Raw genomic sequence first — 14,360 nt, forward strand, 5'->3', positions numbered from 1 at the left:
TAGCAGAACATACGCAGATATAATCAAAAATTGTAATTTGTATTCAAAGATATATTGTGCTAAAACATGGATAAACTTGGGGAGGGTGCGGTGTTTTATCTCCGTCACGCCGTGACCGTTGTGTTGAGCGCCATGCTGCTCGCACCATTGTCTTCGAAAGCCACCGAGGAGGTCGGCCAGGCGGTGCTGATTAAAACTGAGGTTACGGGCGCTGGCGGTCCGCTGGCGGTCGATGATCCCGTTCATCGGGACGAGCAAATTCGCACCTCGATTTCGGGCCTCGGACAGTTCACATTTCGGGACGGCACGAGACTGGCAGTCGGAGCCGGATCGTCCGTTACCATCGACAAATTCGTGTTCGATGACTCGGGCACAGTGAAAAAGCTGACCATAAATGCGGCAAAGGGCAGCTTTCGCTGGATGAGCGGAAATTCGAACCACTCGGCCTATCAGATCGTGACTCCGGCCGGAACGATCGGCGTGCGCGGAACCGCTTTCGATTTTTATGTCGGAGCAAACGGCACGACGGCGGTCGTCCTGTTAAACGGCGCCGCGCAATTCTGCGGCGCTGGCGGCTGCAGGCAGCTGAAACAGCAATGTGATTGCGTCGTTGCGAAGCGTAATGGCCAGATCAGCGAACCTCGCCGGGTCAATCGCGACGTTCTCAAAAGGCTGGGCAACCAGCGGGCTCTGCCGTTTCTGTCCGGGGATCAGCAACTTTCAGGGCGAATGGGTTTTGTCGGTGGTGGTGGTTGCGGCCTGTCGGCGGCGATGAGAGATCGGCCTAACGGCATATCTCCACGCAACGCTCCGGCAAACAATCCTGCACCGGCACCGCACGATATGCCTAGCGCACCCAACCTCCAGGGATCGCCACACGCCGAGGCGCCTGCCGCACCACATGAAACTCCCAGCACGCCGGATGTCTCAAATCCGCCAAGTGCGCCCGACAAATCCGGCAAACCGCACGAGCACGATGACGACGAAGGCGAGCATCACAATCACCATGAACATCACGGCCATCATGGCAGGGGCGATCACGGATGGGATGATCACCAGGGAGACGACCAGGACAGCCAAGGCAATCGTGACCATCACGGTGGCGGAGATCGCCATCGATAGGACGGTGAGTTGCGAAGGATGGCTATCAAATCAGTTAGATTTCGGCTGCCTTGTCCGCAGTCTCGTCGACGAAGTGTCCGCCTCGTCGTGAAATCTGGCTGTAAAAATCCTGCAGCAGTCCTGTTGCAGCGGCTTGCGCCTTAAGTTTGGCGGCGCTGAGGAGTTTGCGGCTGCCTGTCGAGCGCACCCGAAGTGCATTGACTAGCTGCCTGTGCGTAGCCTGCAGGTCGATAAATCCGGCGGATCTCGCCACGCGTTCGTCGCCGACCACCGCAAAGAGTTTGGTTCGCATACTCTTACCTTTCAGCATCAGCGTTCCCGCTTCGAGTAAAGCGCAATCGGGCAGCAAACCTGCCGTCGATCCGGAGACCAGAATATCGAAATTGACCTCCTTGCAGGCGGATTCGATACGCGCGGCAATGTTCACGGCGTCACCAACTGCCGTATAATTGAAACGGGTCTCGGCCCCCATATTGCCGACGCATGCAAGCCCCGTATGGATGCCGATGCCTATTCCGACCCGCCGCGCGTCTCCGAAACCGAAGGCATCGGTGCCATTGAGGCGGGCGAGTGTTTCCCGCATGCCGAGAGCCGCCCGCACGGCCTTGCCGGCATGATCAGGGACATCGACGGGGGCATTCCAGAAGGCCATGATCGAGTCTCCGATGAACTTGTCGAGCGTGCCGTCATTGACGATGACATGATGGCTGAGCGCATCGAGAAGCGTGTTCAGAAACGCGACGACGGCGCTCGGGCCTATCTCCTCGCTAATCTGGGTAAAGTTTCGCACATCGACGAACATGACCGTCAGTTCGCGTTCATCTCCCCCGAGGCGTAGTGCGTTGCGCGTATGCTCGATGCGATGGAGCAGCGATGGCGAGAGATAATGGCCGAAAGCCCGCCGTACGTCGCGCCGCTCCCGATCCGTCACGAGAAAGCGGAATGCCGTTGCAGCGAAGTGCGTGATCGATCCCGAGACGATCGGCGCCAGCGGGTCGAAGAGAAGTCCCCCATAAAGAAAAGCGGCCCAGGAGGCCACAAGGGCAAAAAAGGTAATTAGCAGGCCGCAGGCGAGGGCTGCGGCCGGATTGACGAAGGTTGTGACGATCACCAGAAGGCTGCCCAAGACGGCGATGGACAGGATTTCCAGCCCATTTGCCCAATCCGGCCGGGAAAGGAAGCGGCCTGAAAGGATCTGCTCGACGATCTGCGCGTGGATGGAGACACCCGGCACATTCTCGTCAAGGGCGGTCGTGCGGACATCCTGGAGGCCGGAAGCGGAGGTTCCGACGAAAACGATACTGCCTTCGATGGCGGTTTTGATACCGGCGGAGGCGCCTTCGGTTGCGAGTATCTTGCTTGCCGAAATATATCGCTCCGCGGTATCGCGGCTGACATAGAGCCAAAGCTCGCCCGCTGCCGTTACCGGCACGACGAAATTGCCGATCTTGACCCGGGTGAGTGTATTGGGTGTGTGCGGCGCGGCGTCAAGCACGTAGGTGGAGGCTCCCTGTGCGACGCGAAGCGCCTCAAGCGCGAGATTGGGATAAAGCTGCTTGCCGTCGCTAAGAAAAAGCGGAACCGCGCGTACCACCGCCGAAGATGTGCCCGGGTTAAGGCTGATATGGCCGAGCCCCGCTGCATGGGCTTCCAATTGCGGCTGCAGCGGCGTGGCCGCCTTGATTGCAGGCGGCGCACCGGAGGGATCTTCGCCGGTATAGGCAAACCCTGCCTTGACTGGCGGCAGATAGTTTCCCTCGTTGGAGAGACCGAAGCCCAGAACCACCGGCCTTCCCGATAACGATTGGGAAAAAATCTCATCGTTATCCGGTAGTTTGCCAAGCAGTGACGGATCGATGCCAATGACATTGCGAATGATGTTGTGTGGCGACAGACGGTCCGGCTCGGCGAAGAGGATATCGAAAGCGATAGCGGCCGCGCCCAGATCGGAAAGCCTGTCGACAAGCGCGGCAATCCGGTCTCTTGGCCAGGGCCATTGACCGAACTCCCGCAGCGAAGCCTCGTCTATGTCGACGACCCGCACAGGCTGGTTCTCGAACGTCCGCGGCACTAGGCGCTGATACTGGTCGAATGTCAAATCGCGCGCGAGCCTTAGCAAGGGAGGATCACTGGCCCGCAGGATCGTCAATGCCGTGACGAAGGTCAGGCCGATAACGACGCCAATTTGCTGCGCACGCGTCACCATTGTGGTGTCAGCCCTTTTGCCGTGCATCCCCGGCAATAAGTAAAGGTTAGAAGAAATACAAAAATCTATTGGTCTGCTGCACCAAGGAAGAATATGCTGCCTTGTTACCGAGAGCGATGCAATGATCAAAATATCGAAGAGATAGAGAACAGAATTTTTGCACGGCGATAGTTGAGGTGTTCATTAGCGTCGAGAGATTTCACACAACTTTGCGTTTCGTCGTTATATGCTTCGATATCGATATGGCAGACTCATCAATTGGTTCCCCATGACTGAATGGGCCACCCTCAAATGAAAATCGGGGTTAAAGCGTTGTGAAACTTGACGACATAGCCCTTTGGATGTTGGGGACCAAGCTTTCGCCGATCCCCCTGCAAGCCAGCTCGTCTTCTTTAGGGGTTAGAAAACTCAATGCGTGATGGCCATCACGAGCCAGTCGTCGCTGTTTAGAGCTGCAACCATTCTGCGCGCATCTTCCAGTGCCTTGCTTTCATCAAGCAGATCCCACGCCGATTGGGCTGCCTTCCCAGCTTTTGGTGGCTTGCCTTGCGTCAACTGATCAAGTTTTGCCCGTAGTCTTTGCGTCATCCCAGGAGGGGTCCAGCCGCCGGTGTGACGGAATTGGCCAGGATCAAGCAGTTCCTCCGAACTCACATAGTGGTGGAGCATTGTTTCTATCGATCGCCCATGGACAAGAAAGTTGATTTCATCGGCCGACCAGCCGAGCGCCGGCAGGTGGGATGCCAAACGATGATGGTTCGTATCGTCGCTGGCACTCAAGGACGGGATTGGGACGAAATCCTCGGCAAGCGACACCAAGGCGGCAAGCCCCAGCCTTATGAATTGCGGTTGCAGCCAGGATAATGCAGCACCGTCCGGGGCAAGATAGAAAGCCGCATGAACATCTTCGCGTTCGCGGAGTGCCGCATATCTGCCGACCGCCATGGCAGAAAGCCTGTCGCGGTCACCGGCTTCCCATGCGGCGGCGAGGTCGCGCACCTTCTGCTCGAAGGCTGGAGTGACCGCACAGCGGAAAGCATGATGAAGCACTGCCATAACGAATTCTCCCGTGAAAAGCCGCCGGATCCAAGGAGGCCGGCGGTGAAAGCCATTGCGCCCATAAACATTAGGATTCTCTCAATCGAAGTCTATTGGGCGGCGCAATTTTGCAACGTCCCGTTGATTACGGTGACACCGGAGCCGGCCGTGTTGGCGAGGACCTGAAAGGCTGCTGCTGCCACTCTGCTTGCCGCATTATTGGAGGATGTCGGATTTTGGATCTCTGTTTTTGCAATGCTCCAATGGTCGGGGGGAACATTGTCGAAGGTGATGTTCCACGGCAGGGGGGCTGGATTGTCGGCGGGATTGGCTTGATATTGGATTCCGGCATTGCCAACTGGAACCTGGGTTCCCTGCAGCGGATTGACCAGCGCGCCGAGGTCCACCTTTATGAAGCACTGGGCTGCAGGCATGGCGAGGCGCGCGGCAGCATCGCTCGCATAGTAGAAGAATGATAGGGTCGATGGATTTCCGCCGACGCCGAAATTCGCTGCTCCCCAGGCTACAACGCCCGTCTGGGCGTCTGCTGTAACCCTCCGATAGGCGGAGTAGGCTTCCGCGGTGCTTGCCGCGCCGAGCGCAACAAGACCGGTCAGCATTGCAGCCAGGATGCGGCCGCATAGGTTTCTTGTTTGCATGATGATTTTCCTTTTCACTATAGGGACAAGAACGTTCCTCGCGGCATGCGGGGAGCGTTGACCGGCAAGGCATGCTGCCGGACCTGCTGTGGCGGTGAGCGAAATCGCGCCGTCCGCCGTGTCTGTGTGTGTTCAAGAAGGCGCGCTTATGCCGCCTCCATCATTCAGGCGAAAGGCCGGCTAATGTTCCGTGCCGTGGCCTTGCGCAGGATGTTTTGCGGGGTCAGGATCACTTCCTGGGATGGCGACGTCGAGCTGAAATCAACGACCTGGACATTGGTGAGTGCCCCGACGTCGAGCGCTTCACCAGCGGTGTAGCTGCCGAATGCGACCCAGCAGCGATCGCGATGCGGGATGAAAGTGCTGAGGACGTTCGCGTTGAAATCGACGGTATAGATCGGCGATTTTCCGAGTGCGACGCCAAGGTGAACTGGGAAATCGAAGGTGACGCTGAGCTGGCGGACGGTCATCGTTCCCTGCGGACCGCCGATGCGCAGATTCTGGAATGTCGGCGCTCCGAAATTGTCCGCCGTCAGGTCGATGACATTCTCACGGTCGGGGTCGGCGGCAACGTACTGGTAGGCGGTAAAGGTCGTTTGCCCGCGGAAGGTGCCGCGTTCGCCCCAGATGAAGCCTATTTCAGTGGACCAGGAAAAACGCACATGAGTGCCCGGTGCTGCCGGTCGCGCCAGCCAAACGAGGCTAGCAGGCCCTGTTGGTCCACGTGCCTGAGGCGGGACCTGATAAAGTGCGAAGCTTCCATGCAGTTCGGAATTGTTGATACAGGTAAGCGTGTATTCCTGCATTGCTGCCTCCTACGGTCTTGGGAGAAGAGACGGCGGCCGTGTCAGCCGCCGTCAAGGGCGTCAGGCGACGCTGATCAGGTTGTCGAGGCCGAGCGTCGCGGTCCGCGAGGTCAAGGCGCCGCCATAGGTGGCTTCGACAGCGCCGGTTACGTCCTCGATGTCGATGACGTCGCCGGTCTCGTAGTTGCCGAACATCACCCAGTAGTTTGGATGCGGGGTGAAGACCGCCGTCATGTTCGGAGCCGCCTGGACGGCGAAGGTACCCGAACCGGCCATGCCGATGCCGACGGAAGTCTTGGCCGGTGCGACGTTGGACAATTGCTGGATAGTCAGCGAACCGAGGGCGCCCGTGCTGCTCTGATTGACGAAGGTTGTCGCGCCATATTTGTCCTGCGTCAGTTGGATCAGGTTCTGACCGTTCGGATCGGCCGGCAGAACCTGGGTGGCCGCAAAATTGATGCCCGGCTGAAGCAGGCCCGTTTCCGACCACAGGAAGCTGTAGTCGAGGCTCCAAGTGAAGGTTACGCGGCTGCCCGGCGCAGTCGGTCGGGCAAACCAGGCCAGCGAAAACACGTTCCCGGGAACGGTCATCGGCGGAGCCTTTTGGAAGACAGCGAAGCTGCCGGAGAGTTGGGAATTGTTGACGCATGTCAGGGAATAGGTCGTCATTGTCTTTGCCTTTCTCTTGAGGTTCCCGGGAGTGTTGAAGGCCCGCATCGCCTCCGGGGATGAAACGTGCGGGCCTGTGCCCCTCGCCGCTCGTCGTTGAGGAGAGATTTTGGAGCAGCGAGGGGCGCCCGGCATGGGCGTGACGGTTGCCGGGCATGCTCGTTGAATGTCAGGGGACTTCAACGATCTGGTTATCCAGCCCGACCTTGATCTGAGCGACGAAGGCTGGACCGGCAGATGCCGAGGTATCGTCCACGAAAGTGATGGTCGCGGCCTTGCTGAGGTCGGACTCGTCGGGTTTGGGCAGTTGAAAAGCAGTACCGAAATTCACCGTGACGGCCGGCGACAGATCCGGCTCGAGCGTTAAAGGCGACAATCCGATGGGGATGGGGACGAGGATGGGTGCGGGGCCGACGACCAGGCCGATCTGACTCTCGACCGGCACACCCGCAGCAAACGTGACTTCGATTGCGCCGGCCGGACCGCCAGTGGCCGGCGTAATTGTAAACACACCATCGGCCCAGGCCACGGCAACCGTATCCCCCAATGCCACCGGCGTTCCCTGGACGTTGATGGGGCTCTTGCCATCGACGAGGGCAAACAAAGTCAGCGCATTGGCTCCGCCGGTCCATGTCAGAGTCGCCGTGGCATTCTGCGGTGTCGGATCCGACACCAGGGCCGTGAGGATTTGAAATTTTGCCGAAGGGCTTTTCAGCGCTGGCGGAAACACATTGAAGTACTGAACACCCGGTACGGTTGATCCGTTGGCGGCAGACAGCGTGAAAGCAGTCCCGGTCGTCGCCGGCGAAGTGTCCTGCGGAGCATCGGAACCTGAGTTCGTCATTTGTATCGACATCGGCATGCTTCCTTTCGCTGGGCTTGGTTCCAGTCTTGCGTGTATTTCTGTTAGATTTCCCGTGTTATGTGCATTTGAGACTACTAATATTCATGGCGGTCGTCCTGAGGCGAGCGTTCCAGAAACTTGGACGACCGTCCCAAGCCGTGCGATCTCAACCGGTGGTAAGCGAGGTAAGCCAGCTGCCAAAGGAACCACCACCGGCGGGCCAGAGCAAACCGCTCAAATCAGATGAATCACCGCGAGCCGCATTGCGCGCACTGCGAGGCGATAATCCAAACAATCGTCGAAACAGCCGGCTGAAATGGGCCTCGTCGGTGAATCCCATCTCGTAGGCAATGTCTCCAATTCGCCTGTCGGCGTGGCGCGCATCGCACAAAATGAGGAGGCAGCGGCGTAGGCGACGCCGGCGGATATATGCCTCGACACCGCCTGTTGCTCCGAATTGTCGATAAAGCTGGCTGCGCGAAACGCCGAGATCCCGCGTCAGGCGTGATAGGGTGAGATCGCTGTGATGCAGATTGTCCTCGATATGGCGACGCAGTCGTCGCCCGAGATCGCCTTTAGTCTCCGCTGAAGGTGCTGCCGGTCCAAGGCAGGACGCAAGCAGATTCGGCACAGACCCTCCAAGCGCGATTGCTTCCGCGGATGTCAATCGCGAGACCGCGCTCATCAAAGCATCTAGAATTCCGCGAATGAAAATCGCCATGGCGGTATCTCGAGCCAGAATGCGGCAGGCAGTCGGATACACCGGCGCCAAGGAGGCTGGCAGCAGGGTCCGAGGTAAGATCAGATGAATGCCTTCGGCGGCAGTCATTGCAAAAGCCGCTGGCGCGGATAGATCGAATATCGCGACGTCACCCTGCCGTAGGCGCCGAGAAGCGGGATCGGCGAGAGCAATGACACCGCGCACGCAGGAGGAAATGACGATATGATCGATATCATCTCGAATTTGGGTCGTTTCCGTACGCCTGTATCGTCCACTGCCGGTGACGGTCCGACACAGAAGGAAAGACCCGAAATGATGGACCATGAGATCTGCGTGAAAATTGCTCGGCGAACTGGCCTTCGACGGGGCGCTTTCGAAAATTATCGAGAGGAGGGACCGCCAGGCATCAAAGGGCGCGTCAATTCCGGCGGTCGCGAAGTGAAAGCTAGCGATCGCGCCCAGCTCTCCCTGCGGAAGCGCCAAATCACCACATCTCCCGTGCTCGAGAAATTGCCACTTCTGATTATATTAGTGATGTCGAATGTTTTATTGCTAGACTTGGGAAGAAGGAGAACGCACTAGTTTGGTGTAGGCTTAACGCTCTCTGAAGCGTCGGCATTTCAAAAGAGACGCCCGTAGTTTTCGATCCAACTTGGAGCACGTCACTGCATGCGTTTGCACTGGCATTCGCAGCCAAGTCTATTGGATAAACCTAGCTGCGTTCACCGCGAAGAGGCTCTGGATGCGCTGCCGCTTAAAGCCGCTGATATTAATCCATTCAATCGCCGCGAAGGGTCATAGCGAAATACAAAGCTAGGTGAAATCCCAACGTAAATGGACACGCTTTGCCATTGAAGAGAGCTATCAAGAATGATATATATTGCTGATATCATATATCGGAGTTTCTCATGAGAACGTTGGTGGATATCGGCGACCCAGAAGTCAAAGCGTTGGACCGGCTGGCACAGAGGGAAAAAGTGTCAAGGGCGGCCCTGATCCGTAAGGCGATCAATGATTTTCTAGCTAGGAACAGTACGGAAAGCGCAGCGGATGCATTCGGGCTCTGGGGTGATCGACAGATCGATGGCTTGGCGTATCAGGAGAACATGCGCGGCGAATGGTAAAGTCTCTCTTCGATACCAATATCTTGATCGACTATCTTAATGCCGTACCGCAAGCGCGCGACGAACTGACAAGATATCGCGAAAAGGCGATTAGCATTATTACCTGGATGGAGATTCTCGTAGGCGCTAAGCCAGAGGTGGCGATCGGAACGCGTGCATTCTTGGCGGATTTTGCGGTCGTAGCTGTCGACGGCGCTATAGCCGAACGAGCGGTATCTTTAAGACAACTGCATCGCATCAAGCTCCCAGATGCTATTATCTGGGCAACGGCCAATGTCCACTCGATGTTGCTGATCACCCGAAACACCAAGGATTTCCCACGGGAAATGCCGGACATTCGAGTGCCTTATGAAATCTGACAGTCTTGTCAGTGAGATAGCAGCTAACGCTTGTCATAGATCATCGGTTCGTATCCCATCAAGAGCATTGGGTTTAATAACACTGCTCGAATTCCCCGGCATGATCGGGCGGTACAAGGCGGTCTTGGAAGATCATTATCCCTTTCATCCAGGATCGGCGGTGGGTGCGGGCGGGACGTCGGCGCCCGCACCCTTCTCTTCGGCCGGCCTTTTGGTCCGGAGGAGGGACAGCACAAAGACGAAAAAGACCGGGACGAAGAAGACGGCAAGGACCGTTGCGGAGATCATGCCGCCGAGGACGCCCGTGCCGATCGCGTTCTGGCTGGCGGCACTGGGACCCGTTGCGATCGCCAGCGGCACGACGCCGAGTGTGAAGGCAAGCGACGTCATCACGATAGGGCGGAAGCGGACGCGGGCTGCCTCGGTCGCCGAGTCCAATAGGGACTTGCCCTGCGCGTAATAATCCCTCGCGAACTCGACGATCAGGATGGCGTTCTTCGCCGACAGTCCGATGATCGCGATGAGCCCCACTTTGAAATAGAGATCGTTCGGCATGTCGCGCAGGATTGCCGCCAGCACGCAGCCGATAATGCCGAGCGGCACGACAAGCATGACCGACAGCGGGATCGACCAGCTCTCATAGAGGCCTGCCAGCAGCAGGAAGACGAAGAGGATACTGAAGGCGAAGAGGATCGGCGCCTGGTTGCCGGAGGTGATTTCCTCGCGCGACTGGCCGGACCACTCGTAACCGAAACCGTCGGGAAGTTCGGATGCGAGGCGTTCCATCTCGGCAATGGCGGCACCTGACGACTTGCCTGACGCTGCTTCCCCGGTGATACGGATCGTCGGATAACCGTTGTAGCCGACGATCTGCGGATCGCCCCTGCGCCAGTCGGCGGTCGCAAACGACGCGAGCGGTACCATTCCGCCGCTCGCGTTGCGGACGTTCAGCTTCATCATGTCTTCCACCTGCATGCGGCTGCGGTCGTCCGCCTGCACGACGACCCGCTGCATGCTGCCCGCATTGGGATAGTCGTTGATGTAGGAAGAGCCGAGATTGGCGGTGATCGCATCGTTGATGTCGGTGAAGCCGACGCCGAAAGTGTTCGCCTTCTCGCGGTCGATCGCGAGCACGATCTGGGCGGCTTCCTGCATGCCCTCGACGCGGACATTGGTTACTACATTGCTCTTGGCGGCTTTTGCCATCAGCTCTTCCGTCGCTTGTTTGAGAGCCTTCTGCCCGCGTCCGGCGCGATCCTGGAGCCGGAAGGAGAAGCCGCTCGTCGTCCCGAAACCTTCGATTGGCGGCGGGGAAAGGGCATAGGAGGTGGCATCCTTCAATCCGGCGAGCTGTGCGTTGACGCGCGCAGCGATTTCCGGCACCGAACTGCCTGCCGGCCGTACGGCCCAGTCCTTGAGGGTGACGAAGGCGATGGCCGAGTTCGGGCCGTTTCCCGAGAAGCTGAAACCTTGCACGGCAAAGATGTTTTCGACAGCCGGCTCGGCCTTGAAAATCGCTTCGATCTGCTTCAGCGACGCGATCGTGCGGTTGGCGCTCGCCTCGGGCGGTCCTTGAACGTCGACGATCAGGATGCCCTGATCCTCCTCGGGCACGAAGGAACCTGGCAAGTTGACGAAAAGATAGCCGAGGCCGATGACGAGCGCGAGATAGACGCCCATCACGCGTCCCGACCGGCGCGCAAGGCCGGTTGCCGTCTTAGCGTAGCCGGCAGTCATTCCGTCGAACTTGCGATTGAACCAGCCCCCCAGCCCTTTCTTGTTATGGTGATTTCCGTCGATCGGCTTCAGGAAGGTGGCGCAGAGCGCCGGTGTTAGCGACAGCGCCAGGAAAGCTGAGAACATGATCGAGACGACCATGGTCAGCGAAAACTGGCGATAGATGATGCCCGAAGCGCCAGGGAAGAATGCCATTGGAATGAAGACGCAGGAAAGCACCAGCGTGATGCCGAGGATAGCGCCGGTGATCTGCTTCATTGCCTTCTGCGTCGCCGCTTTGGGCGACAAACCCTCTTCTGCCATGATGCGCTGGACATTCTCGACCACGACGATCGCGTCGTCCACGAGGATGCCGATCGCAAGCACCATGGCGAACATGGTCAGCACGTTAATGGAGAAGCCTGTCGCATACATGATGGCACAGGTTCCGAGCAGCGCAACGGGCACGACGAGAGTCGGGATGATCGTGTAGCGGAAGTTTTGCAGGAAGACGAACATCACGATGAAGACGAGCACGATCGCTTCGATCAGCGTATGCACGACCTTTTCGATCGAGGCATTGACGAAGGGGCTGGTGTCATAGGGTATCGAATACTCGACGCCCTTCGGAAAGAACTTCGACAGTTCGTCCATCTTCGCCTTGACGGCCCCCGAAACGGCAACGGCGTTGCCCGTCGAGGAAAGCTGGATGGCAAGGCCGGCGCTCGGATTGCCGTTGAGCCGGCTTGCGGTCGAATAGGTTTCCGCGCCGTCCTCGACGCGGGCGACGTCGCGCAGGCGCACGGTCGAGCCATCGGGATTGGCGCGAAGGATGATGTCGCCGAATTGCTTCGCACTGTTAAGTTGGCCTTCGACGATTACGGTCGCGGTCAGATCCTGGCTGACCGGATTGGGCGTGGCGCCGATCTGACCGGCTGCGACCTGCGCGTTCTGGGCGGCGATTGCCGCGCTGATGTCGGCCGCTGTCAGATGAAGACCGACCATCTTGTCCGGGTCGATCCAGACGCGCAGTGCCCGCTGCGAGGCGAAGACCTGCGCACGGCCGACGCCGGGAAGGCGACGCAGTTCTCCGAGGATATTGCGGTTGATATAGTCGCCGAGCGCGATCTCATCCAACTTGCCGTCGGTCGAAGTCAGGGCTGCGATCAGCAGGAAGCCGGCACTGGCTTCTTCGACCTGAATACCTTGCGTGCGAACCGTCTGCGGCAGCCGCGCCTCGATGCGTCGCACCGCATTTTGTACGTCGACCGTCGCCTTGCCGATATCGGTTCCGGAGACGAAGGTGGCGTTGATGCTCACCGAGCCGGAATTGTCGGAGGTCGACTCGAAATAGGCAATACCATGGACGCCGTTCAGCTCCTGCTCGATCAGCCGAGTCACCCCCTGATAGATTTCCTGCGGGGAAGCGCCTGGATAGGAGGCGGAAATGGAAAGCTGCGGAGGAGCGACGGCCGGATATTGCGCGACCGGCAATATCGGGATGGTAATGATTCCCGCGATCATGATGAAGAATGCGAAGACCCATGCGAGGACGGGTCGCCTGATAAAGAACTGTGCCATGATTTGTTACTTTGCGGCCTGGTCTGAGGTATTCGGCTCGGCGTTCTGCGGCGTCCATGGTTCGGCGACGACTTTGCCACCGGGCGTGACCTTCTGGACCCCTTCGGCAATGATGGTTTCGCCATCCTTCAGCCCGGAAAGCACGAACCATTCCGCGCCAAAAGACGCACCGAGGACGATGTTGCGCACCTGTGCTGTTTGGTCGGCGGCGAGCACGAGAACCTGAGGGTTGCCTTGGGCGTCCCTTGTCACCGCTCTTTGCGGAACTGTGATACCGTTTTGCTGGACGGCCTGCTCGATGCGCACGCGGACATACATGCCCGGCAGAAGATCGCCATCGGGGTTGGGAAATTCGGCCCGCAGTGTGACCTGCCCCGTATTGGGATCCACGTTCGCATTCGAAAAGAGGAGCTTGCCCGGCTTGGTATAGGTCTTTCCGCCGTCGAACACGAGCTCGACGGATGCCTGTCCGGGTGCAGGGCTCTGGAGCTTGCCTTCGCTGACGGCGCGCTTCAGCTCCAGCAGGTCCTGCGCGGATTGCGTGAAATCGGCATAGACCGGATCGATCTGCTGGATGAGCGCGAGATTGGATGTGCCCTCGGCTGTCACGAGCGTTCCCTCCGTCACGAGAGCGCCCCCGATAATGCCGGTGATGGGCGCTTTTACCTCGGTGTGGTCCAGATTGATCTCGGCTTCGTCGAGAGCGGCTTGCTGAGCCGCGACATCGGCGTCGGCCTGTGCCAGATTGACGGCCGCGGTATCATAGTCGACGGCGGTCGAGACATTGCGCTCACGCAGCGAGCGCTGGCGTTCCAGTTGCTGCCTCGCATTGGCCTGGACGGCCTTTGCTTTCTGCAAGGCCGCCCTGGCACTCGCGACCCGCACCTGAAACAGCTTGGGATCGATCCGGTAAAGGACGTCGCCCTGATGCACGAGGCTGCCCTGCTGAAAGACGCGCTCCTGGAGAATGCCCGAGACGCGGGCGCGCACCTCGGAGATCCTGGTCGCGGCGATGCGACCGGGAAGCTCGCTCATGACAGGCACTGGGTGCGTCTTGATCTGCAGGATACCGACGGCAGGCGGGGGAATTTCGCCGCTCTCCTGGGCGCGCACCTGGCTGGAAGCCAGCACAAGCATCGCCATTGCCGCCAATATCGCCTTCCAGGAAGGCAGCTTGAATGCAGATCGCATAGATATATTCCCAATTGACCGTGACGTGCCGAGATCGTCGCTCTGCGTGTTGACGGCATGCACTATCCGAAAGAAGCCCGCTTCAGTGCCGGGCGCGAATGGCACTTTTTTCCGAGCCTAAGCAGACATTGAGATTGTTGGCCTTCGGTCGACGTTATGTGGAGGTTTCATCGAGGAGAGCGAAGGAATGTTGACGCGCAGGCCATGTCTGGCGTTACTTTCCGATAAAGGAGCCTTGGATGGAAAATGCACTGATATTGATCGTGGAAGACGAGCCGGAAATCTCCGATATTCTCGAACGCTATTTTGAGCGCGAGGGATTTC

13 protein-coding genes are annotated in these 14,360 nt (G+C 58.6%); 4 read left to right on the forward strand and 9 right to left on the reverse strand.

All coding sequences use genetic code 11. The features are described from left to right. Positions 1-90 precede the first annotated feature (90 nt). Entirely contained in the window at positions 91-1,122 is a 1,032-nt protein-coding gene (locus tag PH558_RS33745; RefSeq protein WP_285208529.1) for a FecR family protein, read from the forward strand. A 34-nt stretch (positions 1,123-1,156) separates the two neighbouring features. Here the strand turns inward: PH558_RS33745 and PH558_RS33750 are convergent, their stop codons facing one another. The 7 genes from PH558_RS33750 to PH558_RS34320 form a co-directional block, all read right to left on the reverse strand. Beyond that, the gene (locus PH558_RS33750) at positions 1,157-3,328 is read right to left on the reverse strand and encodes a CHASE2 domain-containing protein (RefSeq protein WP_285208530.1); all 2,172 of its coding nucleotides are present in this window, start codon (positions 3,326-3,328) and stop codon (positions 1,157-1,159) included. A gap of 408 nt (positions 3,329-3,736) precedes the next feature. Continuing rightward, positions 3,737-4,327 carry a hypothetical protein gene (locus PH558_RS33755; protein WP_285208531.1) on the reverse strand — a complete coding sequence of 197 codons (591 nt, stop codon included), beginning with the start codon at positions 4,325-4,327 and terminating at the stop codon, positions 3,737-3,739. A gap of 149 nt (positions 4,328-4,476) precedes the next feature. Continuing rightward, a complete protein-coding gene (locus PH558_RS33760; protein WP_285208532.1) occupies positions 4,477-5,025 on the reverse strand; it encodes a hypothetical protein in 549 nt (182 codons plus the stop codon). A gap of 164 nt (positions 5,026-5,189) precedes the next feature. Continuing rightward, a complete protein-coding gene (locus tag PH558_RS33765; protein WP_285208533.1) occupies positions 5,190-5,831 on the reverse strand; it encodes a hypothetical protein in 642 nt (213 codons plus the stop codon). Positions 5,832-5,891: 60 nt separating this feature from the next. Continuing rightward, positions 5,892-6,500, reverse strand: coding sequence for a hypothetical protein (locus PH558_RS33770; RefSeq protein ID WP_095437809.1), 609 nt, complete (start codon positions 6,498-6,500; stop codon positions 5,892-5,894). Between the two features lie 169 nt (positions 6,501-6,669). Then, positions 6,670-7,362 carry a hypothetical protein gene (locus PH558_RS33775; protein WP_146214418.1) on the reverse strand — a complete coding sequence of 231 codons (693 nt, stop codon included), beginning with the start codon at positions 7,360-7,362 and terminating at the stop codon, positions 6,670-6,672. Between the two features lie 148 nt (positions 7,363-7,510). Continuing rightward, complete coding sequence (locus PH558_RS34320) at positions 7,511-8,173, reverse strand: helix-turn-helix domain-containing protein (protein ID WP_158225460.1); 663 nt, start codon at positions 8,171-8,173, stop codon at positions 7,511-7,513. A 114-nt stretch (positions 8,174-8,287) separates the two neighbouring features. Here PH558_RS34320 and PH558_RS34325 point away from each other — a divergent pair, with 114 nt between their 5' ends. From PH558_RS34325 to PH558_RS33790, 3 genes are all read left to right on the forward strand, one after another. Then, a complete protein-coding gene (locus PH558_RS34325) occupies positions 8,288-8,647 on the forward strand; it encodes a hypothetical protein (protein ID WP_158225461.1) in 360 nt (119 codons plus the stop codon). 326 nt (positions 8,648-8,973) lie between these two features. Next, a complete protein-coding gene (locus PH558_RS33785; RefSeq protein WP_095437812.1) occupies positions 8,974-9,189 on the forward strand; it encodes a ribbon-helix-helix domain-containing protein in 216 nt (71 codons plus the stop codon). Beyond that, positions 9,183-9,548 (forward strand): type II toxin-antitoxin system VapC family toxin, encoded by a 366-nt coding sequence (locus PH558_RS33790; RefSeq protein ID WP_285208534.1) that lies wholly within the window; start codon positions 9,183-9,185, stop codon positions 9,546-9,548. The genes PH558_RS33785 and PH558_RS33790 overlap by 7 nt, the downstream gene beginning before the upstream one ends. Before the next feature lie 144 nt (positions 9,549-9,692). Here PH558_RS33790 and PH558_RS33795 read toward each other — a convergent pair whose 3' ends face one another. Beyond that, the gene (locus tag PH558_RS33795; RefSeq protein WP_285208535.1) at positions 9,693-12,845 is read right to left on the reverse strand and encodes an efflux RND transporter permease subunit; all 3,153 of its coding nucleotides are present in this window, start codon (positions 12,843-12,845) and stop codon (positions 9,693-9,695) included. A gap of 6 nt (positions 12,846-12,851) precedes the next feature. Then, positions 12,852-13,988, reverse strand: coding sequence for an efflux RND transporter periplasmic adaptor subunit (locus tag PH558_RS33800; RefSeq protein ID WP_285208536.1), 1,137 nt, complete (start codon positions 13,986-13,988; stop codon positions 12,852-12,854). Between the last annotated feature and the right edge of the window lie 372 nt (positions 13,989-14,360).

The organism is Rhizobium pantanalense, assembly GCF_030182525.1.
Taxonomy (GTDB): Bacteria; Pseudomonadota; Alphaproteobacteria; order Rhizobiales; family Rhizobiaceae; genus Rhizobium.

What these genes read in the sequence shown, in the direction of transcription:
- PH558_RS33775 (WP_146214418.1), bottom strand. Translation starts at nt 7,362, where the DNA reads ATGCCGATGTCGATACAAATGACGAACTCAGGTTCCGATGCTCCGCAG.
- PH558_RS34325 (WP_158225461.1), top strand. Translation starts at nt 8,288, where the DNA reads ATGATCGATATCATCTCGAATTTGGGTCGTTTCCGTACGCCTGTATCG.
- PH558_RS33790 (WP_285208534.1), top strand. Translation starts at nt 9,183, where the DNA reads ATGGTAAAGTCTCTCTTCGATACCAATATCTTGATCGACTATCTTAAT.
- PH558_RS33770 (WP_095437809.1), bottom strand. Translation starts at nt 6,500, where the DNA reads ATGACGACCTATTCCCTGACATGCGTCAACAATTCCCAACTCTCCGGC.
- PH558_RS33800 (WP_285208536.1), bottom strand. Translation starts at nt 13,988, where the DNA reads ATGGCGATGCTTGTGCTGGCTTCCAGCCAGGTGCGCGCCCAGGAGAGC.
- PH558_RS34320 (WP_158225460.1), bottom strand. Translation starts at nt 8,173, where the DNA reads ATGACTGCCGCCGAAGGCATTCATCTGATCTTACCTCGGACCCTGCTG.
- PH558_RS33765 (WP_285208533.1), bottom strand. Translation starts at nt 5,831, where the DNA reads ATGCAGGAATACACGCTTACCTGTATCAACAATTCCGAACTGCATGGA.
- PH558_RS33750 (WP_285208530.1), bottom strand. Translation starts at nt 3,328, where the DNA reads ATGGTGACGCGTGCGCAGCAAATTGGCGTCGTTATCGGCCTGACCTTC.
- PH558_RS33760 (WP_285208532.1), bottom strand. Translation starts at nt 5,025, where the DNA reads ATGCAAACAAGAAACCTATGCGGCCGCATCCTGGCTGCAATGCTGACC.
- PH558_RS33785 (WP_095437812.1), top strand. Translation starts at nt 8,974, where the DNA reads ATGAGAACGTTGGTGGATATCGGCGACCCAGAAGTCAAAGCGTTGGAC.
- PH558_RS33795 (WP_285208535.1), bottom strand. Translation starts at nt 12,845, where the DNA reads ATGGCACAGTTCTTTATCAGGCGACCCGTCCTCGCATGGGTCTTCGCA.